Origin of the sequence: Paracoccus aestuariivivens, from assembly GCF_009711225.1 — a bacterium.
Taxonomy (GTDB): Bacteria; Pseudomonadota; Alphaproteobacteria; order Rhodobacterales; family Rhodobacteraceae; genus Paracoccus; species Paracoccus aestuariivivens.
In genome coordinates this window covers 42,914-68,280 of record NZ_WMIE01000003.1, presented here as the reverse complement: position 1 = coordinate 68,280, position 25,367 = coordinate 42,914, and the positions used below count along the sequence as shown (strand labels likewise).

Annotated in this window: 28 protein-coding genes, 1 tRNA gene and 1 riboswitch; of the genes, 6 read left to right on the top strand and 23 right to left on the bottom strand. The window is 63.2% G+C overall.

Annotation, left to right across the window (positions count from 1 at the left end; genetic code table 11):
• The gene (locus GL286_RS07830; protein ID WP_155095009.1) at positions 1–1,410 is read right to left on the bottom strand and encodes an alanine/glycine:cation symporter family protein; all 1,410 of its coding nucleotides are present in this window, start codon (positions 1,408–1,410) and stop codon (positions 1–3) included.
• 57 nt (positions 1,411–1,467) lie between these two features.
• Positions 1,468–2,823 carry a cytochrome P450 gene (locus GL286_RS07825; protein ID WP_155095008.1) on the bottom strand — a complete coding sequence of 452 codons (1,356 nt, stop codon included), beginning with the start codon at positions 2,821–2,823 and terminating at the stop codon, positions 1,468–1,470.
• Between the two features lie 102 nt (positions 2,824–2,925).
• Between GL286_RS07825 and GL286_RS07820 the strand changes: the two genes are divergently transcribed.
• Positions 2,926–3,558, top strand: a complete 633-nt coding sequence (locus GL286_RS07820; protein WP_155095007.1) for a LysE family translocator — start codon at positions 2,926–2,928, stop codon at positions 3,556–3,558.
• A gap of 78 nt (positions 3,559–3,636) precedes the next feature.
• Here GL286_RS07820 and rplT read toward each other — a convergent pair whose 3' ends face one another.
• From rplT to pyk, 4 genes are all read right to left on the bottom strand, one after another.
• Complete coding sequence (rplT, locus tag GL286_RS07815; protein WP_155095006.1) at positions 3,637–3,996, bottom strand: 50S ribosomal protein L20; 360 nt, start codon at positions 3,994–3,996, stop codon at positions 3,637–3,639.
• 12 nt (positions 3,997–4,008) lie between these two features.
• Positions 4,009–4,209, bottom strand: a complete 201-nt coding sequence (gene rpmI, locus GL286_RS07810; RefSeq protein WP_145397818.1) for a 50S ribosomal protein L35 — start codon at positions 4,207–4,209, stop codon at positions 4,009–4,011.
• 119 nt (positions 4,210–4,328) lie between these two features.
• Complete coding sequence (locus tag GL286_RS22295) at positions 4,329–4,721, bottom strand: hypothetical protein (RefSeq protein WP_211596236.1); 393 nt, start codon at positions 4,719–4,721, stop codon at positions 4,329–4,331.
• A 41-nt stretch (positions 4,722–4,762) separates the two neighbouring features.
• On the bottom strand, positions 4,763–6,208 hold the full coding sequence (gene pyk / locus GL286_RS07800; RefSeq protein ID WP_155095005.1) for a pyruvate kinase: 1,446 nt from the start codon (positions 6,206–6,208) through the stop codon (positions 4,763–4,765).
• 120 nt (positions 6,209–6,328) lie between these two features.
• Here pyk and GL286_RS07795 point away from each other — a divergent pair, with 120 nt between their 5' ends.
• Positions 6,329–7,069, top strand: a complete 741-nt coding sequence (locus GL286_RS07795; RefSeq protein WP_155095004.1) for an N-formylglutamate amidohydrolase — start codon at positions 6,329–6,331, stop codon at positions 7,067–7,069.
• Between the two features lie 53 nt (positions 7,070–7,122).
• On the opposite strand, the gene GL286_RS07790 is transcribed toward GL286_RS07795, so the two are convergent.
• From GL286_RS07790 to GL286_RS07740, 11 genes are all read right to left on the bottom strand, one after another.
• Positions 7,123–7,198, bottom strand: a tRNA-Ala gene (locus tag GL286_RS07790).
• Between the two features lie 36 nt (positions 7,199–7,234).
• Entirely contained in the window at positions 7,235–7,681 is a 447-nt protein-coding gene (trxC, locus tag GL286_RS07785) for a thioredoxin TrxC (RefSeq protein ID WP_155095003.1), read from the bottom strand.
• 62 nt (positions 7,682–7,743) lie between these two features.
• Positions 7,744–10,575, bottom strand: a complete 2,832-nt coding sequence (gene gcvP / locus GL286_RS07780; RefSeq protein WP_155095002.1) for an aminomethyl-transferring glycine dehydrogenase — start codon at positions 10,573–10,575, stop codon at positions 7,744–7,746.
• Positions 10,576–10,701: 126 nt separating this feature from the next.
• Complete coding sequence (gene gcvH, locus GL286_RS07775; RefSeq protein WP_155095001.1) at positions 10,702–11,058, bottom strand: glycine cleavage system protein GcvH; 357 nt, start codon at positions 11,056–11,058, stop codon at positions 10,702–10,704.
• 10 nt (positions 11,059–11,068) lie between these two features.
• Complete coding sequence (gene gcvT, locus GL286_RS07770) at positions 11,069–12,181, bottom strand: glycine cleavage system aminomethyltransferase GcvT (protein ID WP_155095000.1); 1,113 nt, start codon at positions 12,179–12,181, stop codon at positions 11,069–11,071.
• A gap of 129 nt (positions 12,182–12,310) precedes the next feature.
• Positions 12,311–12,400: riboswitch (glycine riboswitch) on the bottom strand.
• 57 nt (positions 12,401–12,457) lie between these two features.
• Positions 12,458–13,240: an SDR family oxidoreductase gene (locus GL286_RS07765; protein WP_155094999.1), complete on the bottom strand. Its 783-nt coding sequence runs from the start codon at positions 13,238–13,240 to the stop codon at positions 12,458–12,460.
• 59 nt (positions 13,241–13,299) lie between these two features.
• Complete coding sequence (locus GL286_RS07760) at positions 13,300–13,641, bottom strand: hypothetical protein (RefSeq protein WP_155094998.1); 342 nt, start codon at positions 13,639–13,641, stop codon at positions 13,300–13,302.
• Entirely contained in the window at positions 13,638–14,255 is a 618-nt protein-coding gene (locus GL286_RS07755) for a hypothetical protein (RefSeq protein WP_155094997.1), read from the bottom strand. The genes GL286_RS07760 and GL286_RS07755 overlap by 4 nt, the downstream gene beginning before the upstream one ends.
• An 84-nt stretch (positions 14,256–14,339) precedes the next feature.
• A complete protein-coding gene (locus GL286_RS07750) occupies positions 14,340–15,665 on the bottom strand; it encodes an ATP-binding response regulator (protein WP_155094996.1) in 1,326 nt (441 codons plus the stop codon).
• A 3-nt stretch (positions 15,666–15,668) separates the two neighbouring features.
• The gene (locus GL286_RS07745; protein ID WP_155094995.1) at positions 15,669–16,859 is read right to left on the bottom strand and encodes an FIST N-terminal domain-containing protein; all 1,191 of its coding nucleotides are present in this window, start codon (positions 16,857–16,859) and stop codon (positions 15,669–15,671) included.
• Positions 16,856–17,566, bottom strand: a complete 711-nt coding sequence (locus tag GL286_RS07740; protein ID WP_170295100.1) for a response regulator transcription factor — start codon at positions 17,564–17,566, stop codon at positions 16,856–16,858. Before GL286_RS07740 ends, GL286_RS07745 begins: the two co-directional genes overlap by 4 nt.
• A gap of 194 nt (positions 17,567–17,760) precedes the next feature.
• Here GL286_RS07740 and GL286_RS07735 point away from each other — a divergent pair, with 194 nt between their 5' ends.
• From GL286_RS07735 to GL286_RS07725, 3 genes are all read left to right on the top strand, one after another.
• On the top strand, positions 17,761–18,744 hold the full coding sequence (locus tag GL286_RS07735; RefSeq protein WP_155094994.1) for an ABC transporter substrate-binding protein: 984 nt from the start codon (positions 17,761–17,763) through the stop codon (positions 18,742–18,744).
• Between the two features lie 64 nt (positions 18,745–18,808).
• The gene (locus tag GL286_RS07730; protein ID WP_155095196.1) at positions 18,809–19,522 is read left to right on the top strand and encodes an ABC transporter permease; all 714 of its coding nucleotides are present in this window, start codon (positions 18,809–18,811) and stop codon (positions 19,520–19,522) included.
• Positions 19,512–20,102, top strand: a complete 591-nt coding sequence (locus tag GL286_RS07725; protein WP_155094993.1) for an ATP-binding cassette domain-containing protein — start codon at positions 19,512–19,514, stop codon at positions 20,100–20,102. The genes GL286_RS07730 and GL286_RS07725 overlap by 11 nt, the downstream gene beginning before the upstream one ends.
• Here the strand turns inward: GL286_RS07725 and GL286_RS07720 are convergent.
• From GL286_RS07720 to pqqA, 6 genes are all read right to left on the bottom strand, one after another.
• Positions 20,090–20,860 (bottom strand): quinoprotein dehydrogenase-associated SoxYZ-like carrier, encoded by a 771-nt coding sequence (locus GL286_RS07720; protein ID WP_155094992.1) that lies wholly within the window; start codon positions 20,858–20,860, stop codon positions 20,090–20,092. The genes GL286_RS07725 and GL286_RS07720 overlap by 13 nt on opposite strands.
• The gene (pqqE, locus tag GL286_RS07715; protein ID WP_155094991.1) at positions 20,857–21,993 is read right to left on the bottom strand and encodes a pyrroloquinoline quinone biosynthesis protein PqqE; all 1,137 of its coding nucleotides are present in this window, start codon (positions 21,991–21,993) and stop codon (positions 20,857–20,859) included. Before pqqE ends, GL286_RS07720 begins: the two co-directional genes overlap by 4 nt.
• Positions 21,990–22,298 carry a pyrroloquinoline quinone biosynthesis peptide chaperone PqqD gene (pqqD, locus tag GL286_RS07710; protein WP_155094990.1) on the bottom strand — a complete coding sequence of 103 codons (309 nt, stop codon included), beginning with the start codon at positions 22,296–22,298 and terminating at the stop codon, positions 21,990–21,992. The genes pqqE and pqqD overlap by 4 nt, the downstream gene beginning before the upstream one ends.
• On the bottom strand, positions 22,295–23,074 hold the full coding sequence (pqqC, locus tag GL286_RS07705; RefSeq protein WP_155094989.1) for a pyrroloquinoline-quinone synthase PqqC: 780 nt from the start codon (positions 23,072–23,074) through the stop codon (positions 22,295–22,297). The genes pqqD and pqqC overlap by 4 nt, the downstream gene beginning before the upstream one ends.
• On the bottom strand, positions 23,071–23,961 hold the full coding sequence (pqqB, locus tag GL286_RS07700; protein ID WP_155094988.1) for a pyrroloquinoline quinone biosynthesis protein PqqB: 891 nt from the start codon (positions 23,959–23,961) through the stop codon (positions 23,071–23,073). Before pqqB ends, pqqC begins: the two co-directional genes overlap by 4 nt.
• 67 nt (positions 23,962–24,028) lie before the next feature.
• A complete protein-coding gene (gene pqqA, locus GL286_RS22910) occupies positions 24,029–24,232 on the bottom strand; it encodes a pyrroloquinoline quinone precursor peptide PqqA (RefSeq protein ID WP_425496092.1) in 204 nt (67 codons plus the stop codon).
• Positions 24,233–24,271: 39 nt separating this feature from the next.
• Here pqqA and GL286_RS07690 point away from each other — a divergent pair, with 39 nt between their 5' ends.
• A complete protein-coding gene (locus GL286_RS07690; RefSeq protein ID WP_170295099.1) occupies positions 24,272–25,330 on the top strand; it encodes a quinoprotein relay system zinc metallohydrolase 2 in 1,059 nt (352 codons plus the stop codon).
• Positions 25,331–25,367 lie beyond the last annotated feature (37 nt).

Here is a 25,367-nt window from a genome sequence, read left to right as displayed (position 1 = left end):
CTATTTCCAGATTGTATGGTTCACCCCCAGCGCGATCTCGGGGTGATCCGAGATATGGAAGGTCGGCTGTTTCCCTGCCGCGCGCTGGCTCAGATAGTCGCGGGTGACATAAGCGATCGTACCCGACAGGGCAACGATTGCGATCAGGTTGATCGTCGCCATCAGCCCCATCGAGGCATCGGCAAAGTCGAACACCGTCTGCACCGACTGGATCGCCCCCCAGATCACCATGCCCAGCACCGCCACTCGCAAGGCCAACACAACGCTTTGATGACCATGGCCAAGGAAGATGATGGCGTTTTCGGCATAGGCATAATTGCCGATGATCGAGGTGAAGGCGAAGAAGAAGATCGCGATTGCCACGAAATACTGTCCGAACGCGCCGAAATGTTCGGTCAAGGCGGCTTGGGTCAGGGCGACTCCGGTCAGTTCGGCACTGGGGATCGCGCCCGAGAGCAGGATCATGACAGCGGTGGCCGAGCAAACCAGCAGGGTGTCGATAAAGACGCCAAGCGCCTGCACGAAGCCTTGGCTCGAGGGGTGATGCGGTGCCGGAACCGCGACCGCCGCGATGTTCGGGGCCGAGCCCATGCCGGCCTCGTTCGAGAAGAGCCCGCGCTTGACGCCGTTCAGCATGGCCGCGGCCATCCCGCCTGCCACTCCGCCGGCCGCCTCGCTCCAGCCGAACGCCGAGGCCACGATATGGCCCAGAACGCCGGGAACTTCGGTGAAGTTGGTGATCAGCACCCATGCCGCCGCCAGCAGGTAGGCCCCCGCCATGAAGGGGACGACGAATTCGGCGACCCGCGCAATCTGCGGGATGCCGCCGAAGATGATAACTCCGGTCAGGACCGCCACCAGCACGCCGACGACCACCTTGTTGATGCCAAAGGCCCCCGACACCGCCTCGGCGATCGAATTCGACTGCACCGAGTTGAAGATCAGCCCGAACGCGATGATCAGGGCGACCGCGAACAGACCCGCAAGCCAGCCCTGCCCCAACCCTTTCTGGATGTAATAGGCAGGCCCGCCGCGATACATCCCTCCCGGTCCATGTTCCTTGTAAAGCTGGGCAAGGGTCGATTCCGCATAGGCAGTCGCCATGCCGACAAGGGCGACCATCCACATCCAGAAAATGGCCCCCGGACCGCCAAGCGTGATCGCGACCGCGACTCCGGCAATGTTGCCCGTTCCGACGCGGCTGGCCAGACTGACGGTCAGCGCCTGAAAGGGCGAAATGCCATCCTTGTCGCCTGCACGCGAGCCAAGCACGCAGCGGAACATCTCGCCGAAATGTAGGAATTGTATGAAACCAAGCCGGATGGTGAAGTAGATCCCGACCGCCAACAGGCCGTAAATCAGAACATATCCCCAGAAGATCGTATTCAGGAAGTTGATGATCGTCGTCATTGGCCTACTCCTGTTGCATGTCGAGATTGTGTAACGCGGCCGTGACTGGCGCAAGGATTAGCGCGTTTTGACTGCAAGCCAGACCCCGCCATGTGGCCGGAGTGTCAGGATCATGCGCGGCTCGGGGTGACGGGCGGTCAGGTCGAAGCGCAAACGGGCCAGCAATGTGGCAAGGATGATGACGGCCTCTTGCAACGAGAAGCTGGCACCGATGCAGATCCTCGGACCGGCACCAAATGGCAGAAAGGCATAGCGGTCACGGACGATCCCGGGGGCGAAACGGTCGGGATCGAAGCGGTCGGGATCGTCCCACAGCAGATGATGGCGGTGTAGCGCATAGACCGGCAGCATGATGGTGTCGCCGGGATGGACCTCGCGACCGCCCAAACTGTCGTAGATCCGCGATGTCCGCGACAGGAAGGCGGCAGGGGGATAAAGCCGCAGCGTTTCCTCGACGATCTGGCGGACATAGATCAGGTGCGGGACGTCCGCCGCGGTGGCGGCGCGTGCGCCCAGAACCGTGCGGGCCTCGATGGCCGCGCGGTTCTGCACCTCGGGATCGAAGGCCAGCAGATAAAGCGCCCAAGCCAAGGTCAATGCCGTGGTCTCGTGCCCCGCGACAATGAATGTCAGCAGATTGTCCCGCAATTCGGCTGCGGACATGACGCGATGCGTTTCCGGATCGCTCCCCGCCCGCAGCAGGTCCAGCAGATCGGGCACCTCGCGCGGTCCCGAACGCGCCCGCGCCCCGATTGCGTCATCCGCGACCCGTTTCATCCGCCGCAGATCGCGCCCCGCAGTCAGCCTTCCCGGACGGGGAATCCATCCCGGCAGACCCAGTATATCCATCACGGACAGCCGCGCCGTGCCCGAGATATAGGCCTCGATTGCCTGATGCACGGCCTGCCGGTCAAAACCCTCGTCGCCCGAGAAGGTCACATCCGAGATCACCTCGAAGGTCGCGGCTACCGTTTCGGCAAACAGATCGACCGGACCGGTCGCCGCGGCAAGACGACGGACGCTGGCCTCGGCCGCAGCAGTCATCACCGGAGCCAGCGCCTCGACATTCCGTTGCGCAAAGGCCGGAGCCGCGGCGCGCCGCTGCCAGCGCCAATGCGCCCCCTCGGCGACGAATAGCGACTGACCGATCGCAGGCTCCAGGATCAGCCGCGTCACCAGAGATTTAGGGTAATCGTCGACCTTGTCCTTCAGCACGATCCGCAGCGCCGCAGGGTCCATGACCATGTGCCAGCGCTTGCCCGTTTTCCCCGAGACCATCGGTTGGCGCGTCGCGATTTCGGGGATCAGTTCCAGGACATTCCGCCTTGCCGTCATGGCCGATCCGATCACCCCAAGCGGCTTGCGGCCAAGGGCAACGCGGGCAGGATAGGCTGATGCGCTGAACTCATCCATGAAAGGCAAACATCCGGCTGCCTTACCGGTTCCGGATCAAGCCTATTGACAGAAATTCGGACGCAATGACGATGGCTTTGCCGTTTGACCAAGGACAGCCCGATGCCCGATCCCGCAAGCCTGTTCGCCTTTGCCGCCATCGCGATGGGGATGGTGCTGACACCCGGACCGAACATGATCTACCTGATCTCGCGCTCGATCTCGCAAGGGCCGGTCGCGGGGCTGATCTCGCTGGCAGGCGTCGCGCTGGGTTTCGTTTTCTACATGCTTTGCGCGGCCTTCGGGATCACGGCCATCGTCATGGCTGTGCCCTATGCCTATGATGCGCTCAGAGCCGCAGGCGCGGCCTATCTGCTGTATCTGGCGTGGCAATCGGTCAGACCGGGCGGGCGCTCGCCGTTTCAGGTCCGCAACCTGCCCAAGGACAGCCCACGAAAGCTGTTCGCCATGGGTTTTCTGACGAACCTGCTCAATCCCAAGATCGCGATCCTGTACCTGTCGCTTCTGCCGCAATTCGTCTCGCCCGAGCAGAGCAACGTATTGACCCAATCCTTGATTCTGGGGTCGGTCCAGATCGCGATCAGCGTCACGGTCAACGCGCTCATCGCCATCGCCGCCGGAGGCATCGCCTCGTTTCTGGCCGGACGCCCGATCTGGCTGGTGGTTCAACGCTGGCTGATGGGGACGGTACTTGCGGGATTGGCGATCCGGTTATTGACCGAGGCCCGCCGTTAGGCAGCCCCTGCTCTGATCCCGAAACGAAAAAACCCGCACTTGCGTGCGGGTTTCACCATATCGGGCTTTCGCCTGAAATCAGGCAGCAGCTTTGGCCTGAGCGACGATGGCAGCGAATGCCTCGGGCTCATGCACAGCCAGATCGGCCAGAACCTTGCGGTCCACTTCGATGCCGGCTTTCGCCAGAGCAGCGATGAAGCGCGAATAGGTCATCTCGGCATCAAGCGCACGGACACCGGCGTTGATACGCTGGATCCACAGCGCGCGGAAGTTACGCTTGCGATTCTTGCGGTCGCGGGTCGCGTACTGGTTGGCTTTGTCGACAGCCTGGGTCGCGGTACGGAAGTTCCGCGAACGGTTGCCGTAATAACCTTTTGCCGCGTCAAGAACCTTCTTGTGGCGGGCGTGGGTAACTTTACCCGATTTGACTCGTGCCATTTCCGGTTCTCCTTAGCGGTTGTAGGGCATGTATTTCTTGACGATTTTCGCGTCCGCATCGCACAGGACCATGGTCCCGGTGACATCGCGGATGAACTTCGTCGAGCGTTTGATCATGCCGTGGCGCTTGCCGGCCGGGCCAGCTTTGACTTTACCCGAGGCCGTGAACGAGAACCGCTTTTTAGCGGCCGCTTTGGTCTTCATCTTCGGCATTTTACTCTCCTTGCGGTCAGAGTGAACGCGCGACTCGGCAATGCCATATTGGCCGGCCGCGCGGGTGGAAGGGCGCCTATACGGGCGCGACGAAAAAAAAGCAAGCCTTACCGGCGTTATTAGTTCGCAGCCGGAGCCGCAGATGCAGGCGCTTCGCTTGCCGGAGCAGGCTCGACCGGAGTCGCAGCCGGAGCAGCGGGCTCGGGCGTTGGCGCGGCAGCGGGCGCCGCTTCGACCGGAGCCGGGGTTTCGGCAGCCGCCGGAGCCTCGGCAGGGACCGGCGCGGCCGTGCCAAGACTTTCGCCATTGACCAGACGGCTCCATGATTGCGCAAGGCTGTTCAGACCCAACGGGCGATCATCAAGCAGATTGCTGGCGAAGACCAGCGCAAGCCCAAGCACCAGCGTGATCGCAGCCCCGCGCGGAGCGCGCGTTGCAATCAGCGCCAGAATCGCCAGCAGCACCGACAGAACGCACAAAGCGGTGCCTGCCAACAACAAGATATCGATCATAGGAAAGCCTTTCGCTTCATAGATCCTGTTGGATCAGTGGCTTATTCCGGATCTGTGCGATAGATCAAGCGTTCGTCGCAGGGCGCGATACGCAGGATGTTGGTCGTACCCGACTGATTGAAGGGTACGCCGGCCATCACCACGATCTGCTGGGATTCATCCGCGAAACCGAAGTCCCGTGCCGCCTTGGCTGCGTTGACGACCGCCTGCTTGAACCGTTCCAGCGACGGGGTCAAAACGCAATGCGTTCCCCAGGTCAGGCACAACCGGCGCAGGGTACCGGTTTCCGAGGACATCGCGATGATCGGAACACGCGGACGTTCGCGCGCGATCAGGCTGCCCGTGGTTCCGGACTGCGTATAGGCGCAGATCGCCGAAATATCCGTGGTTTCCGCGATTTCCCGGGCGGCGGCGACGATGGCATCGGCGACGGTCTGGCGCTTGGCCACGCGCGAGCTTTCGATGATTTCGCGATAGGTCGGGTCGGTCTCGACCGAGCGGGCAACGTTATCCATCGTGGCAACCGCTTCGATCGGATAGGCTCCGGCGGCGCTTTCGGCCGACAGCATGATCGCATCGGTACCTTCATAGATGGCGGTCGCCACATCCGATACCTCGGCGCGGGTCGGCATCGGGCTTTCGATCATCGATTCCAGCATCTGGGTGGCGACGATCACCGGTTTCGCCGCCGCGCGGCACTGGCGCACCAGACGTTTCTGGATCGGCGGCACCGAATGCACCGGCAGTTCGACCCCCAGATCGCCTCGTGCCACCATGATCCCGTCCGAAACCTTAAGGATCTCGGGGAAGGCGCGGACTGCGGCGGGTTTCTCGATCTTGGAAAGAATCGCGGCACGACCTTTGGCAAGCTTGCGCGCTTCGATCACGTCTTCGGCGCGCTGGACAAAGGACAAGGCCAGCCAATCCACACCCAGCTCGCAGGCGAATTCCAGATCATCACGATCCTTGTCCGACAGCGCTGCCAAGGGCAGCACGACGTCAGGAACGTTCACGCCCTTGCGGTTCGAAATCGGCCCGCCCGCCGTCACCGTGCAATCGGCAAAATCGGGGCCACAGCTTTCAACCCTGAGGCGGATCTTCCCGTCATTGACCAGCAGTTCCGCGCCCGGCTGCAGGGCCGCGAAAATCTCGGGATGGGGCAGTTGTACGCGCTCGGTCGTGCCGGGCGCGTCATCAAGGTCAAAGCGGAAAGCCTGCCCGTCCTGCAAATCATGCGGACCTTCGGCAAAGGTTCCCACGCGCAGTTTCGGCCCCTGAAGGTCGGCCAGAATTGCGATGGGACGGCCGGATTCGGATTCGACCCGGCGGATAATGTCGTATCGCGCCTTCTGTTCTTGATGGGTGCCATGGCTCATGTTCAGGCGGAACACGTCGGCCCCTGCCTCGAACAACGAGCGGATGGTGGCGAAATCGCTGGACGACGGTCCCAGAGTTGCCACGATCTTGACCTTGCGATGCCGTCTCATCCGTTTCTCCCGTCGGTGTTTGCGCTAGCAAGCGATGTATAGCCTCAACCGCGCGCCCACGGCAACTGGCCGAGGGTCAGGGGTTGCACTAAACATTGTCGCATGCAAGGCCAAGGAATCATGACGGCAGCAGCTTTTACCACCATCGGGCCGACGCGGCCGTCGCGTTGGCTTTTGACGTGCGACCACGCCTCGAACCGGGTTCCGGACTGGATCGACGGCGGCAACCTTGGCATCGCCCCCGAGGACATGGCCCGCCATATCGCCTATGATGTCGGCGCGGCGGCCCTGACGCGGGCTTTGGCCGAGCGGCTGGATGCCCCTGCAATCCTGTCGAATTTCTCGCGGCTCGTGATCGACCCGAACCGGGGCGAGGACGATCCGACCCTGCTGATGCGCATCTATGACGGCACCGTCATTCCCGCCAACCGGCACATGGACGCGGCCGAGCGCGAACGGCGGCTGAACCTGCTCTACCGCCCCTATCACACGGCCTATGCCGATTTGGCCGACAGCCATCCGCATCGCGCCATCTGCGCCATCCACAGCTTCACCCGCCAGTTGCGTGGCCGCGCCCGCCGACCTTGGGCGATCGGCGTGCTTTACTCGCACCGCGACGAGCGACTGGGACCGGCATTGGTGCGGGAATCCCGCGCAAGGGAATGGATTACCGGCGATAACGAGCCCTATTCAGGCCATCTTGACGGCGATTCCATCGACCGCCACGCGCTGGCACATGGTCGGCCGAACCTGTTGATCGAGATCTGCAACGACCTGATCGAGAACGAGACCGGTCAGCAACTATGGGCCGACCGGTTGGCCGAGGTTCTTACCGGTTTTCTTGATCGCTGCGGGGTCTGATCGGCGAGCGACTCCACGTCGCGCCCTGACAAATAACTTGGGAAACGGATGATTGGTGGAGCCGAGGGGAATCGAACCCCTGGCCTCATCATTGCGAACGATGCGCTCTACCAACTGAGCTACGGCCCCACTGGCAGGGTTTGTAGGACTGCCCCGCGGGCGATGTCAAGTCGCTCGGGTCCGGGAACTTGTTTCGGCAAACCTGACAATATCTGCCGCCGGACGAGCGCCTGCCTCGCGTCCGATCTCCTTGCCCGCACGGAACATGATCAGGGCCGGAATTCCGCGGATATTCCAGCGTTGGCTGGCTTTCGGGTGGGTCTGGGTGTCGATCTTGACCAGCCGCACCCTGCCCCGCAACTGCTGGGCGGCTTTCTCGAATTCGGGGGCCATTGCGCGGCAGGGACCGCACCACGGGGCCCAGAAATCGACGAGCAGCGGCAATTCGTCGCTGCGAGCGGCTTTCTGGAGGGTCTCGAAATCGACGGGCTGGGGCTTGGCAGATAGCAGCGCCGCACCGCAGATGCCGCATTTCGGGGTATCTGCCAGCCGCTCGGTGGGCAGGCGGTTCACCTGTCCGCAGGACAGGCAGGTCAGTTTCACGGCGGGCATCGCGGATCTCCGGGGCTTTGCCCCAAAGATGTTCCCGCGATGCCCGATTTCAATAGGCGCGCTTACTCAGCGGCTTCGGCGTATTCCTCGACCGGCGGGCAGGTGCAGACGAGGTTGCGGTCGCCGTAAGCGTTGTCGACGCGACCGACCGGAGGCCAGTATTTGTCCACACGGAACGCGCCCGGCGGGAAGCAGCCCTGTTCGCGCGAATATTCGCGGTCCCAATCGGCGACCAGATCCTCGACCGTGTGTGGCGCATGGCGCAGAGGCGAGGCCTCGGCGCTGATGCGACCCTCGGCCACGTCGGTGATCTCGGCGCGGATGGCGAGGAAGGCGGTGATCAGGCGGTCGATCTCGGCTTTGGTTTCCGACTCGGTCGGCTCGACCATCAGCGTGCCTGCGACGGGCCAGCTCATCGTGGGCGCGTGGAAGCCGTTATCGACCAGACGTTTGGCGATGTCGTCCACGGTCACGCCATGGGCCTGGAAGGGCCGGGTGTCGAGGATGCATTCATGCGCCACGCGACCGCGATTGCCCATGAACAGGACCGGATAGGCCCCGGCCAGACGGCTCGCGATGTAGTTCGCGTTCAGGATCGCGACGCGGGTAGCCTGAGTTAGCCCCTCGCCGCCCATCATCAGGCAATACGCCCAGCTGATCAGCAGGATCGAGGCCGAACCCCAAGGCGCCGCCGACACCGCGCCGGTATCGCCCGTGCGCGGGTCCGAGGGCAGGAAGGGCGCGAGATGCGACTTCACCCCGATCGGGCCCATGCCCGGACCGCCGCCGCCATGCGGGATGGCAAAGGTCTTGTGCAGGTTCAGGTGGCTGACATCGCCACCGATCTCGCCCGGCTTCACCAGACCGACCAACGCGTTCATATTCGCGCCGTCAATATAGACCTGACCGCCATGCTGATGGGTGATGTCGCAGACCTCGCGCACGGTGTCCTCGAATACGCCATGCGTGCTGGGATAGGTGATCATCACCGCCGCCAGCTTATCGCCCGCCTTGGCCGCTTTATCCGCGAAATCCTCAAGGTCGATATCGCCGTTAGGGGCCGATTTCACGACCACAACCTTCATCCCGCACATTTGCGCGGTCGCCGGGTTCGTGCCATGGGCCGAGACCGGGATCAGGCAGATATCGCGATCTTCGCCGCGCGACTTATGATAGCCCGCGATGGTCAGAAGACCCGCATATTCGCCCTGCGCGCCCGAGTTCGGCTGCAGCGAGAAGGCGTCATAGCCGGTGATCTCGCACAGCTTCTCGGTCAGGTCGGCGAAGACCTCGTGATAGCCAGCAGCCTGATCTTCCGGCGCGAAGGGGTGCAGCGCGCCGAATTCCGGCCAAGTGATCGGCATCATCTCGGCAGCAGCGTTCAGCTTCATCGTGCACGACCCCAACGGGATCATCGCGCGGTCCAGCGCCAGATCGCGGTCCGAAAGGCGCCGCATATAGCGCATCATCTCGGATTCGGCGCGGTTCATGTGGAAGACCGGATGGGTCAGGTAATCGCTTTCGCGGATCAGCGCCTCGGGGATCGCAGGCGCAGTCGCGGCTTCAGCCGGAGCGGCCAGACCAAAGGCATCCAGCACCCGCGCGATGACGCTGGCATCCGTAGTCTCATCGACGGCGATGCCGACGCGGTCACGGCCGACCTTGCGCAGGTTGATGCCACGATGACGGGCAGCGGCCATGATGCCCTGCTGGCCGACGCCGACGCGCACGGTGATCGTGTCGAAGAAGGCTTCCGGCTCAACCTCGGCACCGGCAGCACGCAGCGCATTGGCCAGCGTTACGGCGTTCAGATGCACCCGCTGCGCAATGGCGCGCAGGCCCACGGGACCATGAAACACGGCATAGAAGCTTGCCATGACCGCCAGCAGTGCCTGCGCGGTGCAGACGTTGGAGGTGGCCTTCTCGCGACGGATATGCTGCTCGCGGGTTTGCAGCGACAGGCGGTAAGCCTTGTTGCCCTTGGCGTCGATGGACACACCGACAATCCGGCCCGGCATCGAGCGTTTCAACTCATCGCGGCAGGCCATGAATCCGGCATGCGGACCACCGTAACCCATCGGAACGCCGAAACGCTGGGCCGAGCCGACGGCGATATCAGCACCCATCGCGCCCGGCTCTTTCAGCACGCATAGCGCCAGCAGATCGGTCGCGACGATAGCGATGCCGCCCGCGGCATGCAGGGCGGCGCATTCCGCGGTCAGGTCGCGGACATGGCCGAAAGTGCCCGGATATTGGAAGATCGCGCCAAAGACGGTTGCAGGATCGCATTCTGTACCGCGGATGATCTCGATGCCCAGCGGCTCGGCGCGGGTCTCGATGACCGAGATGGTCTGGGGATGCAGGTCTTCGCTGACAAAGAAGGCCTTGGCTTTCGACTTGGCGCTGCGCTGCGCCATGGCCATGGCCTCGGCGGCGGCGGTGGCCTCATCCAGCAGCGAGGCATTGGCGACGGGCAGACCGGTCAGGTCCGACACCATGGTCTGGTAGTTCAGCAAAGCCTCAAGACGGCCCTGCGCGATCTCGGGCTGGTAAGGCGTATAGGCCGTGTACCATGCCGGGTTTTCCAGAATATTGCGCTGGATCGCAGGCGGCGTGACGGTGCCGTAATAGCCCTGCCCGATCAGGCTGGTCATGACGCGGTTGCGGCTTGCGACTTCGCGCATGCGCTGCAGAAGTGCGGCCTCGGACAGCGCCGGCCAGTTCAGAGCCTTGGCTTGCCGGATATTCGCGGGCACGGTCTGCTCGATCAGGGTGTCGAGCGTGTCCGCGCCGATGACCTTCAGCATGGCCTCCATTTCGGCCGGAGAGGGGCCGATATGGCGGCGATTGGCGAAATCGTCGGGATTATAGGTGGTCGGGGTCCAGGGGGCCATGTGCGCCTTCCAGTCAGATCGCTTGATGCCGCAGGGGCGGCTTCACTCGTGAAAGATTGTGTTCGCGCGCAGGGGCGGCGGAACCGCCCCCGGCAGGTCCGGACCAAGCGGCCCGGAAGGAAAGGATCAGCCGATCATCTCGTTATAGGCGGCTTCGTCCATGAAACCGTCCAGATCGACCGAGGCCGGTTTGATGCGGAAGAACCAAGTGCCAAGCGCGTCCTCGTTCACCGCGCCGGGGGTGTCGGGCAGCGCCTCATTCACGGCAGTGATGGTGCCCGCGACCGGGGCCACGATGTCCGAGGCGGCCTTGACCGACTCGATCACGACGATCTCTTCGCCGGCTTCGACTTCACGGCCGACTTCCGGCAGCTCGATGAAGACGACGTCGCCCAGCTGCTCGGTCGCATAGGCTGTGATGCCGACGATGATCTCGTCGCCATCCTGTTTCAGCCATTCGTGGTCTTCGGTGTATTTCAGCATGCCTGGCCTCTCAGCGCTTGTAGCTCGGTTTGTGGAAGGGGAGTGCGGTCAGCACGACGGGCAGACGCTTGCCGCGCAATTCGGCGTAAACGGTTTCGCCCTCGGCAAGTTCCGCAGGCAGGATCGCCATGGCGATCGGCCCACCGACCGAGGGGCCGAAACCACCCGAGCAGACCTTGCCAATGGCTTCGCCGCCCTCGGGGCCCGCGAAAATCTCGACGCCCTCGCGGATCGGGGCGCGGCCCTCGGGGCGCAGCCCACGGCGGGTCTTGGCAGCACCCGCTGCCAGTTCCGCCAGAATCGCATCGGCACCGGGGAAGCCGCCCTCACGTGCGCCGCCCAGACGGCGGGCTTTCGGGATCGACCAGCCAAGCGCTGCGGCGGCGGGGCTGGTCTCAATGTCCATGTCATGGCCGTAAAGCGGCATTCCGGCTTCCAGCCGCAGGCTGTCGCGGGCACCCAGACCAATCGGGGCGACGGCCTCGTCACCCAGCAGCGCCTCGGCCAAGGCCACAGCCTGCGCCTCGGGGACCGAGATTTCGAACCCGTCTTCGCCTGTATAGCCCGAGCGGCTGATCCAGAGCGTCGCGCCCTGCCAGTCGAATTCGGCGACATCCATGAATTTCATCGCCTCGACGCCGGGGATCAGGCCCGACAGCACGCCCTCGGCCTCGGGGCCTTGCAGCGCCAGCAGCGCGCGGCCCGCAATCGGCTCGACCGAGATGCCAAGCGACTCAAGCTTCCGCAGATGGGCAATGTCCTGATCGACGCAGGCGGCGTTCACGACCAAGAACAGATGATCGCCCTTATTCGCGATCATCAGATCGTCAAGGATGCCGCCGGTCCCGTTGGTGAACAGACCGTAGCGCTGACGGCCCTGCCCCAGCCCAACGATATCGGCGGGGACCAGCGACTCCAGTGCTTCGGCCACGTTCGGCCCGCGCAGGATCACCTGACCCATATGGCTCACGTCGAACAGCCCGGCCTTGGCGCGGGTGTGCAGATGCTCTCCCAGCACGCCCATCGGATATTGGACCGGCATCTCCCAGCCGGCAAAGGGGACCATCTTTCCTCCACGCGAGAGGTGGAGATCGAAAAGCTTCGTGCGGCGCAACTCGGCCATGGGCATCCCTCATCTTGCGGACAGACCAATCCTGCCCGTTTCGATGCCCCCTCTGTCTTTACCCCGCGGGGGGCGCCTGAGATCGTTATCCCTTCGGCGGGCGGACAAGCCGCCACTCTCCAGAGTCTTCGTCGGAAAACGGTTCGCTTTGCCTGAGAGTTTACCGGGGCGGTTGCTCCTTCGGCCCTGACATCCGCCAGTGTCTCCCGATTTCCGACTTTTGTCGTAGCGGGGCGGCAGAATTCTGGCAAGAGCCAACCTACCGCCCCGCAGCGATTACATCGAGATGTTCGACGCCCCGCCATCCAGCAGGATGTTCTGGCCGACAATGAAACGTGCGTGCTGGCTGCACAGGAAAGCGCAGGTCGCGCCGAAGTCCTCGGCGGTACCGTAGCTATGCGTCGGGATGGTCTGCTCGCGGCGCTTGCGGGCGTCCTCGATCGAGATGCCTTCGGCTTTCGCGACACCGGAATCGAGACTTTCGGCACGGTCGGTCGCGTGGATACCGGGCAACAGGTTGTTCACGATAACCCCGTTTGGTGCGACCTGACGCGACATGCCCGCGACAAAGCCGGTCAGCCCAGCGCGCGCCGTGTTTGACAAGCCCAAAATTGCGATCGGCGTACGCACCGATTGCGAGGTGATGTTGACGACCCGACCCCAGCCGCGCTCCATCATGCCAGGAACCAGCGCCTGCATCAGCGCGACGGCGGTTAGCATATTGGCGTCAATCGCCTTGATGAAGTCGTCGCGGCTCCAGTCGGTCCACTTCCCGGGCGGGGGGCCGCCCGCGTTGTTGACCAGAATATCGGCCTGACCACCCAGCGCCTTCAGCACCGCGTCACGGCCCGCGTCTGTCGTGATATCGGCAGCGACCGGAGTGACATTCACCCCGTATTTCGCGACGATTTCTTCGGCGGTCTTATTCAGCGCCTCGGCCCCGCGGGCGTTGATGACCAGATCGACACCCGCCTCGGCCAAAGCTTCGGCGCAACCGCGGCCCAACCCCTTGGACGCGGCGCAGACCAGCGCACGCTTGCCTTTGATCCCCAGATCCATCCGTTTTCCTCCTGTTCAGGTTGGCGCCAAGGAAACGCGATGAGGCGGGATTGTCCAGTTCAGAAGCAGAGGATCTCGGCCTCGGCCTGAGCGCGCCGGAACTCGGCGACCATGTCATTGACCTGCTGGCCCTGCCGGAACATCGCACTGCGTTCCCCCGAGGTCTGCCGCATCCGCAGCACGGTTTCGGCCCGTACATAGTCGTCATAGGGCAAGATTTCGGAAATATGGTCGATTGCGCAGGAACATTTGTCCAGCATGTCCCGCGTCTGGCCATTCGTCGCCATGCAGACAAAGACATAGTCCGCGCGGGCATTGGTCGGATAGTCGTTTACCGCCTGCGCGTTGGCCGATGCAGCCCATATCCCCAGCACGACCGCCGCCGTTGACCGCCAGATCATTTCAGAACCATTTCGTTGACATAGGCGGGCCTGTCTCCGGCCAAGGGGCCGGTCTGCGCGGTCATTCTTTCGATCGGCTGCTTGGGGTCGCTCAGGGCAAAGCGCAGGACCAGCGTTTCGAATCCGTACATGCGCTGGGTGTTCTTGTCGTCCTTGAACGGCTCGAAACTGGCGATGGTCAGATCGCCTTCGCGCGAGACCTCGCCGCCGCGAAACAGCGCGTCCTTGAGACGGTTGCGGATATAGAACGGGCTGCCTCCGGTCATCGCGGCCATGTCGCGCGCAACGGTTTCCAGAAAGAAGGTCAAAGACGGGTCGCCGCCGCTGATCGGAAACGGCCCGATCTTGCGCTTGATCCGGTCGGTGCTTTCGGCCAGTTGCAGAACAGGTTTTCCGTCCGAGGGATCGGTCACCTGATCCATGGTGAGTGTTCCCTTGCCCAGTGGCTTGAAGCTCTCAAGCTCCGGTCCGGTCTGCGATATTTCCCAACTGACCGGACCTTTCGACATGTCCCAAGGGCCGCGCTCGGTGAAAACCATGTCGCCGGCATCGCCGGCCAGCGCCGGAATGGCGTAAAGCGCTCCGATCAGAACGAAGCTGCAAAAAATCTTCATGGTGGTGTTCCCTTCCCTGAAGCCGAACCTGCCCCCGTGCCAATCGGCACGAAAGTCCGCCCCTTCGGCTCTGATGCTTTTGTCTTAGGCAAGCATACGCTGCAGCGTCGCCTGCAGATCATCGGGACGCAGCGGCTTTTCCAGCACCAGCGCGCCCATTTCCAAGCCCGCGCGTCCGATTTCGGGATCGCGACGGGCCGTGATGATGATGGCCGGGATCGACTGTCCTGCCGCCTGATGAAGCGCACGGATCGCCCGCAATCCGGTATCGCCATTATCCAGATTGTAATCCGCGATCACCACATCGGGCGGATCGTCGCCCATTTCGGCCAAAGCCTCGGCGGTACCGCCGGTGACGCGGGCAACCATACCAAGGCGATCCTGCAAAACCAGTTGCAGGGCACGGCGCATCGCCGCATCATTTTCAATGACTAGCGCCACCCTTCCGCGCAGGCATGGGCCGGACAAGGGCATGGCCGTGGGGCGCGGTTGGCTTGCGGGAGCGATCAGCGGCAGGCTGACGCGGAACACGGTCCCCCGCCCCGGTTCGCTGTCCATCGCGATCGGGTGACCCAGCTTGGCACAGGCGCGACGCACGATGGACAGGCCAAGCCCCATCCCCGGCGCGCCACCATCGCGACTGATGCGGTGGAATTCGTCAAAAATGCGGGCGCGATCATGCGCTGCGATGCCGATGCCGGTATCGAATATCTCGAGCCAGACGGATTCGCCGCGTTTGCGCGCGCCAACCAGAACTCCGCCATGATCGGTATACTTGATTGCATTCGAGATCAGGTTCTGCGCGATCCGGCGCAGGAATGTCGGATCGCTTTCCACCACAGCCGAGGTCGGAGCCAGCTTCAGCCGAAGGCCCTTGGCCTCGGCCACCGGAGCATATTCTGCACCAAGCCGCTGGAACATCTCGCCCAGATCGACGGGCTTCTTCTGGAACTCGATCCGCTGGCTATCCAGGCGCGAGATGTCCAGAACCGCATGCATCAGTTCCTCGACCGACTCGAAGGCTCCGCCAAGCCGCTGCGACAGCTCGGACTGGAACTCGTCCAGCTGCGTATCCTGTAAGGCCGAGAGGAACAGCTTGGCCGCCGATAACGGTTGCAGCAGATCGTGGCTGGCCGCGCGCAGGAAACGCGTCTTCGAGCGGTTCGCCTCTTCGGCGAAGGCACGCGCGACGGCCAATTCGCGGTTGCGCTCGGACAGATCAGCCAGTGCCTTTTCCAGATCGCGGGTGCGGGCCTGCACTTCCTGCTCAAGCGCGACAGCAGCCTGAAACATCGACCACGCCGAGCCACGGGTTTCTTCCAGCCGGTCGATCCGCTCGACCAGCACATCCGAGATCCGGGTCAGCTTTTCGACCCGTCGGGCCTCGGTATCGTCGATCCGCAGGAACATGGTTCAGCCTATTTCGGGCAGCATCATCGCGATGCCGACAAAGGTCTGGTTCACATGCATACCACTATGCTGCTCGCCGTAAGTGTTGAAGCCCGCGACATGGTAACGGGCGAACAGTTCCGACATCTGTCCGGCCATGCCCGCCCGCTCGAGCGCGAGGCGCCGCAAGATGCAGTCGAAACCCAGCACCATGACCGGCGGGCGCGGCAGCGCGTCCATCGCCTCGGCATAGCCGCGCGTCATGTCCACCGCATGGCCAAGGGTCAGGATATTTCCCGCCTCGATCCCGCATAGCAGTTGCAAGCCACCATCCGGCGTCACCGCACGGATCGCGCGGACATGGTGCCGCCGACCGGTGCGTTGCAGCAAGGGATGGCGGGCGAAATCGGTGGTCGTCAGCTTCGCCAGTTCCAATCCCGTCAATCGGGCATATTCCTCGGCTGCGGGCTCGGCGTTCAGTTCCCAGATGATGCGGTTTTGCGAATCGGCTGCCGTCACTACGGCGCGGTGCTCGGACGGGCGGAAATGCGCGAAAGACACTTCGGCCACCGAAAAATCCGTTTCGACCAGCAGAAAGATCGCCGCTCCCGCATGGGATTGGCCGTCGATCATCTGGCAGCTGGGATCGAAGCACATGCCCTGCGCCGCCGACCCCCCGACGACCGGCAGACCCGGAATGGCGGCATCCAGCGTGGCGACAAGAACGTCCTCTTGTCGGGCTTGGGCATCGGCCAGCAGCACCCCGAAGCAGGATCGCGACGGGATCGGACGAAAGTCGGCATGGAACCGGCGCAGCGTTCCCATCCAGTCCGACACCGGCACATGCGCCTGATCGCGCAGCAGACACGTGCCGACGCGAAAACTGCTGGCCGGAAATCCCAGGGCGATCACGCTGTCGGTACAGTAACCGTCAGGCCCGATCTCGCCCGCCGAGGAACAGCCGATGACCCGACACTTTTCACCAAGCGCGCCGTTCAGTTCCGCGCCGACCTGACCCAACCCCGCTGCCGGATCGCCAAACAGCAGAACAAGCGCCGGTTCCAGCGGCTGCATCGCGGCAAGCACGCATTCCACCAGATCCGGCGCATCGATCGCGACCGAGATCGCGACAGGCGGCGCGGGAGCCGCCTTTACGGGCTTTCGGCGAGCATGTGGCGCGAAACCCGGCCAATGCTCGGGCAAGACGCGGTTCATGCGGGTTCAAACAACCTGACGCTATTGGCCAACAGCACCGCCTGAGTGCGGCGACGGGCGTTGATCTTGGACATGATCGCGGTGATGTGGGTCTTGACCGTGGCTTCGGCGATGGACAGCTCGTAGCTGATTTCCTTGTTGGCCTTGCCTTGACAGATCAGCCGCAGGATTTTCATCTGCTGCGGCGTGAGGCTGGAAAAACGCCGCGCCAGTTCGGCTTTCGCGGCATCCTCATCGCCAGCATCCTCGGGGACATAGCTGTCAGGGGTAACCCTTTCGCCTTCCCACATCCGGCGCAGGCTGGCGACCAGCGCCTCGCGGGCAAGCGATTTCGAGATATAGCCCTGCGCCCCTGCGGCCATGGCGGCTGCGATCATGGCATTGTCCAGATCGGCCGAGATCATGGTGATCGGCACGTCGGGAATCTGCCGCCGAAGCATGACCAGCCCCTCGGCCCCGCGCGCGTCAGGCAGGTTCACGTCAAGGATCACCGCATCCGGCGCGCCCTGATCGCGGATCTGTTCTTGCGCGGCGGCAAGGCTGCGTGCCGTCCTGACGTTTTTCAGCCCGAAGCTGATCTTGAGCGTCAATGCGAGCGCGTCGCACATCAGCGGATGGTCTTCGACAATCAGGATCTCGCGCACACGGTCCACCGGAAGATGGCGTGCAACATTGCGGTCCTGCGCGTTCGATGTAGCTGAGTCCACCGTCCTCCTCCCAAAAGACGAGATGGTTGCCGGGCTTATGTGACGCTGCGGCAGTTATTGGCATCTTAGGACGCTGTTCGATTGGCGCAAGGCTTATGGCGCGGTTGGAGAAAATCTTCTACGACTTCGGGTGGATTGGTTGGACCTGCGTCGCATGTCAGGTTGGGCGCAATTTTCGGGGGGAGAACAGAACAATGCCGATTACTCGCAGACTTACGCTGCTAGGCGGCGCGGCAATGCTGGCGGCGCCGACACTGCCCGCGCGCGCAGCCGCAACTGGCCCCGCGATCCGCATCGGCACGCTGGAAAACGGCACCGTCAACTGGGAGATCCAGACCATCATCGGACAAGGCCTTGACCAAGCGAACGGATTCTCGCTTGTTCCGATGATTCTGGCGGGCAATCCCGCGACGCAGGTCGCGATGCAGGGCGGCGAGGTCGAGACCATCGTCTCGGACTGGCTATGGGTCGCACAACAGCGCGCACGCGGCAGCGATTTCACCTTCCTGCCCTATTCGACGGCGGTCGGCGGGTTGATGGTTAAGAACGACAGTCCGGTAAAAACCCTTACCGACCTGAAAGGTAAAAAGATCGGCATCGCAGGTGGTCCGGTTGATAAAAGCTGGCTGATCCTGCGCGCCTGGTCGCGCGAGAAGATGGGACAGGATATCGCGGAAGTGACCGAGCAGGTCTTTGGCGCGCCGCCGATGATCATGAACGCCGCCGAGACCGGCGAGGTCGATGCAGCGATCAATTTCTGGCATTTTCAGGCCAAGATGAAGGCACGCGGCATGCGCGAAGTCATCTCGGTCGAAACGGCCGCGCGCGAGTTGGGGCTGGACCCTGCGACCCCTTTGCTGGGCTATGTGTTGCGCGACAGCTGGATCGCCGCCAATCCCGCGCTGGCGCAGGGGCTGGCAAAGGCTTCGCGCGCGGCCAAGGAACTGCTTCTCAGGGACGACGCGGCATGGACGGCGCTTCGCCCGCGCATGGATGCCAAGGACGATGCCGAGTTCGAGGCCCTCAAGGCGGGTTGGCGCGCCGGCATTCCCAAGCCTGCTCCGGTCAATGTCGGGAACGCGCAAAAAATGTTCGCCGCCATGGCCGAACTGGGCGGAGAGGAACTGACAGGCGGGATCAAGACCCTGCCCGAAGGTCTGTTCTGGTCACCGGAGTAGCCCTTTGACCGATAGCGGAAAGCCGCGCTCGGCCGTGCAGCCGGGCGTCCTGTCGGTGCTTGCGATGCTGGCCGTCTGGACCGTGGCATCGCAATTGACCGAGCGGCCACAAACCCTGCCCGCGCCGTGGCAGGTACTGGACCGCATCGGCCACCTCATGGCGACCGGAGAGTTGTGGTTCAATGCCGGAATGACCCTGATGCGGGTCGGCGCAAGCTTTGCCTTGGCCATGGCGGTCGGGCTGGCCATCGGGCTTCTGATGGGGCGCAGCCGGACCGTGGATGACTGGTTGAATCCCGGCCTCATCATCTTTCTGAATGTCCCCGCGCTGGTCGTCATCGTGCTGTGCTATATCTGGATCGGCCTGAACGAGACTGCCGCGATCTTTGCCGTCGCGCTGAACAAGATCCCCGTCGTTGCGGTGATGATCCGCGAAGGAGCCCGCGCCTTGCGCCCCGATCTGGATGAAATGGCTCGCGCGTTTCGCATGTCCACAATCAGCCGTTTGCGCCATGTCGTACTGCCGCAGCTTGCACCGCAGATCGCTGCCTCGGCACGGGCGGGGATTTCTCTGATCTGGAAGATCGTGCTGGTTGTCGAATTTCTTGGCCGCTCGAACGGGGTCGGTTTCAAGATCCATCTGCTGTTCTCGAGCTTCGATGTGACGGGCGTCCTTGCATGGGCACTGGCCTTCGTCGGCGTAATGCTGGCAATCGACCTGTTCGTCCTGCGCCCGTGGGAAAGACGCGCAAACCGCTGGAGGCAGGATGCAGCTTGAGCTTGAGGGCAAGCAGTTCGGCCCCCGCGAGGTGCTGGGCCGGATCTCGCTTTCGGTCGCCAAAGGCGAAAGGCTCGCCATCCTTGGCCCGTCGGGTATCGGAAAATCGACGCTTCTGCGGATTCTAGCGGGTCTGGACCCCAAATTCCGCGGGCGGCTGGATGCGGGTGACCGTTTGGCGCTGGTCTTTCAGGAACCCGTCTTGCTGCCTTGGCGCGATGCTTTGGCCAACATCACCTTGCCGACCGGCTGCGACCGCCTGACCGCGCTGGATTGGCTGGGTCAAGTCGGGCTGGCAGGACACGAGAACAAATTCCCCCGCCAGCTTTCACTGGGCCAGCAAAGGCGGCTTGCCCTCGCGCGGGCCTTTGCCGCTGGACCCGACATTCTGCTGGCGGACGAACCCTTTGCCTCGCTCGACCCCGAGACCCGCGAGCGGATGCTGGCCTTGACCGACGCGCTGCTGACCCGCACCGGCGCCGGATTGGTTCTGGTGACCCATGATCCTGACGAGGCCGCCGCGCTGAAGGCGCGAACCCTACGGCTTCAGGGAAATCCTGCGGTGCTTCAGAACGACTGATCCCAGACCTTGCCTTCGGTATCCTCGGCATGGACCGTGATCGGTCCCTTGTCCGGCGTATAGGCAAAGCGGAACACGGGATCTTCAGAAATCGAGATGCCCGCGTTCATGGTGAACAACTCGGTCCCGTCCTGCCGGACCGCGAGCGTCTGGATGAACTCGGCGGGGATCGTCAGCAGCGACACCTGATCACGCTGCAGGCCCGAGAAGTTCGGATGCCGGATCATCAAGGTGCCGATGTGCCGCCCGTCTTCCTCGGATTGGCGGAAGCGCATTTCGCCCATGGTCGCGCGAACCTCGTCCATGCTTTTGCCCGCAGGCGCAGCGCAACCGCCCGAGGCCTTGACGTAACGCCCCGCCATGACCTTGCTTCCATCCGCCAGCGTCGCAATGGCGCGCAGGTTGGAATAGGTGTTCACCCGGACCCGCACTTCGAAGTCCAGAGGCGTCATGGCCGCGCCAAAGGTGAACTCGGCCGCGACTGGCGCGGGATTGCCGTCGACCACCAAGGATAGCGCGGTGACGGCAGGCGCACCGGCCGGTTGCGTGATCCGGACCGGAACCAGCGCCGGATTGTCGGCGCGTTTCGGCGCGTCAAGCAACAGGGCCAAGGGATCGATGGGGGGCTCGGCCTCGGTCCCGATGATGCTGAGTTTCAGATCATCCCAGATCGGCGAGGGCTCCAGCGGGTTTTCGATATCGGCGGCCCATGCCAGATGCGGCAAGCAAATCAGGGCCAACAGGGCCATCAGTCTCATGGTCGTGTCTCCCGAGCCATGCGACGATACACCAGCGCGACGTCGTCGCTTTCGGAATCCGCCTCGGCCTCGGCGCGAAGTCGGGCGTTGAACGGCGAGCGTGAACAGACAGGATCGGTCGCTGTCGGGTCTTGCGCCATCGCCATCGCCTGACAGCGGCAGCCGCCGAAATCGACCTCGCGGCGCTCGCACGAGGCGCAGGGCTCGGGCAGCCAAGCCGTGCCGCGGAAGGCATTGAAGGCCGCACCATCGCGCCAGATCCGCGCCAGTGTCGTGTCGCGGATGTTCTCGAATTCAAGGCCCTTGATCGTCTGGGCGGCGTGGCAGGGCAGCACGATCCCGTCCGGAGCGATATTCAGACCTGTCGAGCCCCATCCCCCCATGCAGCTTTTCGGAAAAGCCGCGTGATGGTCGGCGGGCACATAGTCGATGACCATCCGTCCGCGCAGCCGCTGGCGGGCCTCGTTCACCACGGCGCGGGCACGTTTCGCCTGTTCGAGCGTCGGCATCAGGGGACGGCGGTTCAGATCGGCCCAGCCGTGGAACTGCACGGTCGCGACCTCTATCCTGCGACAGCCCAGCCGCTCGGCCAGATCGATCATCTCGGGCAGACGGTCAAGGTTCTGGCGATGCACCACGGCGTTCAGCGTCAACGGGAAGCCGATCGCTCCGATCCACTCCGCGACCTGCATCTTGCGCGCGAAACTGCCGCCATAGCCGCTGATCCAGTCGGCCATCTCGGCGTCGATGCCTTGCAGCGAAAGCTGGATGTGATCGACCAACCCATCCAGTTCGCGCAACCGTGCCTCGGTCAGACCGATGCCCGAGGTGATCAGGTTGACGTAAAGCCCCGCCTCATGCGCCGCAGCCGCGATTTCGGCCAGATCACGGCGCGACGCCGGTTCGCCCCCCGACAGATGCACCTGCAACACGCCCAGATCCGCCGCCTGACGAAAGATTCCGGCCCATTCCCCGGCGGTCAGTTCGGACGAGACCCGCGCCAATTCGAGAGGGTTGGAACAATAGGGACAGGCCAGCGGGCAACGATGCGTCAGTTCCGCCAGCATAGCCATCGGCAAGCCAACCCGCACCGGATTGCCGCGAATATCATGAGGCTGCAACTGCTCGGTCATGGAAACGCCACCTCGGACTGGCTCAGAAAGACCATCCGGCGGTCGATCAGGCCCGCGATGAATTCATGCACGTCACCCTCGATCTGTTCGACGGGGGCAGAGTAACGCTCGCACAGGGTCAGGATCACATCGGCAAGGCTGCGGCGGCCATCAAGCTCGGACAGGATCGCGTCACCAACGGCATCAAGCTGCATCGCTCGCTCGGGGGCCAGAAGGACGCGGATACCGCGCACGCGGTCGTCATGCAGCCGGACCCCGCGCGGCAGATAAGGAATGCAAGCGTTGCTGAGATGCGGACCCGTCATGACACCTCGGCCATTTTGGGATCGTGTACGGCAAGGCCCTCGCCGGGATGCCAGGCACCCGGCGGTATCCGGCCCTCGACATAACCATGCCAAAGCGCGTCAAGCTGCGCCCATAGAACGTCCGTCTTGAACGTCAGCGCCGCAGCGGCCGCATCCTGTTTTTCCCGCGTATCGGCATGATCCAGAACATAGTTCAGCCCGAACTCGACGTCTTTCGGAGCCTCGGACAGGCGGTTGCGGAAATAGGACAGGCTGATTTCATCGGCAAAGTCGTAATGCTTCAGCAGCCCCTCGATCCGCTCGGCGTGGATTTTGGGGGCGAACATCTCGGTCAGGCTGGCGGCGACGGCATCAAGCAAGGGCATGTCGCGCACGAAGCGGACATAGGCATCGACGGCAAAGCGCGTCGCAGGCATCACCCCCGCCCCGCTTGCGACGTAATTCGGATCAAGCCCGACCGCGCCTGCCAAAGCCAGCCAGCGCCGGATGCCTCCGCCCTCGGTAACGCCACCGTCATGATCCTCGATGCGACTGCGCCAGATGCGACGCAGATGCGGATCATCTATGCGTGACATGAAGGCCGCGTCTTTCATCGGGATGCGGGATTGGTACTGCCAACGATTGATGACCCATGCCCGCACCTCGTCAGGGGTGCATTGCCCAGCGTGCAGCCGCTTATGGAACGGATGGCGATCATGGTAACGCTCGGCCCCGATATGCTTAAGACGCTCGTGGAACTCGGCGCGTGACTGGGGGCCACGATCGGTAAGCTTCATGGCGTGATCTCCATGCCGTCATGCCCGATCTGCCATCCCGCAGCCTCGACGCTGGCGCGTTCGGGGCTATAGGGGTCGACCAGCGGGTTCGAATTGTTCAGGTGCACGTAAATACGGCGTTGCATCGGCACCTCAGCCAGCGCGGTCATGCTGCCATCCGCCCCCGAGACCGGCACATGTCCCATGCGCCGTCCGGTCTTGATGCCCAGTCCGGCGCGGATCATCTCGTCATCGGTCCAGAGCGTGCCGTCCAGCAGCAACGCATCCGCCCCCGCGATGCGCGATTTCAGCCAATCGGGAACCGTCGCGCAGCCGGGAATGTAATAGACCCTGCTTCTGTCCGACGTCAGTTCGACGCCCACGGTCTGCTCACCCATTTGTCCGGTTTCGACGGTCTCGCCTTCCAGATAAAGCGGAACCTTGCCCGGCACGGCAAACAGCGTAGCCGATATTCCTTCGACCAGTCCAAAAGGCTGATCCAGCGCGATTTCACGCCGCATGACCAGTTCGGGGCGCAACACAGCCAACATCGGATTGGCAGCCAGCACATCATGGATGGCAGGTGTCGCGAATAGATTGAATGACTGTCCCTCGCGCAGGGTTAATAGCCCCGCGACATGATCTATATCCCCATTGGTCACAAGCACCGACCGGATGGGCGAGCCTCGTAATCCTGCCGGTCTGAGCGCCGGATTGGCGGCCAGCTGGCTTCTTAGATCGGGCGAGGCGTTCACCAGCGCCCAGTTGATTCCATCCGCGGAGATAGCGATCCCGCTCTGGCTCATCGAGGGAATCCGTCCCTCGCGCGCGGCTTCGCAGTTCGGACAGCCACAGTTCCACTGCGGCAGCCCTCCACCGGCGCCGGTGCCGAGAATCACGATACGCATTTGCACGGTTTCTGGCGCGACCGGTTCCGACGCGGACGGAACCGGCCGGTATTACGCCCTTTTCAGATCAGAACAGAACCGGCTCGTCTTCAGCCGGGGCATACATGTTGATTTCCATGCCGCAGGAGATTTCCTTCAGCGCAGGTTTGGTCCAAGCCATGAGTTCCTCCTCCTCATCGATCCGCACTCGCGAACCCGCTGCAGATGCTAGGCCGATGACGATTTCAGTCAACCAGCCAAAGGTCTTAGATGGCGCAGATCCGCGTGCCATGTTACCGTCGCCTGCCACGCGCAACGAAAGGAGCCGGTGGTGTTTCATTTGCTGCTTGCAGCCTGTCTGGCAAACGATCCCGCCATCTGCGCCGAGCGCCTGTTGCCCGCCGCCGATGCCCCGGACCAGCAGGATTGCCAGCGCAAGGCCGAACCGATCGCCCGCGATTGGCTGGCGCGTCACCCCGATCTGAAGGGAGGCGAGGCGCGCTGCGTCGCGACTTCCGAACTGCCCGCGTTGACCGTCACCGAGATCGCTGACGAGGTCTATTTCCATCAGGGTGCGGTCGAACAGCTTTCCCATCGAAACCAGGGACGTATCGCGAATACGGCATTCATCGTCGGCGATACGGTCGCGGTGATCGATGCAGGTAGCAGCCGCGCCGAAGCCGAGGCGCTTTATGCCGCGATCCGCGAGGTGACCGACAAACCGGTCAGCCATCTGATACTGACCCATATGCATCCCGACCACATCATGGGGGCCGAAGTCTTTTCCGAGGCTGGCGCGACCATCGTCGCAAGCGCCCGCCTGCCCGAGGGCGTCGCCCGACGCGTCGATGACTGGATGATGTCGATCCCGAGGCAGATCGGCGCGCAAGCGTTTCTTGGCACCCATATCGCGTCGATCGACCAGAAAATCGACGCGCCGATGACCATCTCGCTGGGTTCGACCGAGTTGATGGTGACACCTGTCCCCAAAGCCCATACCGATAACGACCTGCTGATCCATGACAGCGATTCGGCTACGCTATTCACCGGAGATCTGGTGTTTCGCGGGCTAACCCCTTCGCTGGAGGGATCGCTGAAAGGCTGGCTCGACTGGATCGCGGCGGGGCCTCCGATGCCCGACATCGCGCTGGTTGTGCCCGGTCACGGACCGGTTGCCGCGACTTGGGAAGAAGCGGTCGCGCCCGAATGGCAATATCTCGAGGCGTTGCGCGACACGACCCGAAAAGCGGTTTCAGGAAATATGCCGCTGTCCCGTGCGATCCCCGCCATCGTGTCGATGATGAAGCCCTTTTCCGAAGGTTGGGCCGATTTCGACGCGACCACAGCGCACAACGCCTCGACCGCCTTTTCCCAGATCGAGTGGGAATAGCCCGATTGCCCGCCGCCGCACCGGATGGCACAACTGG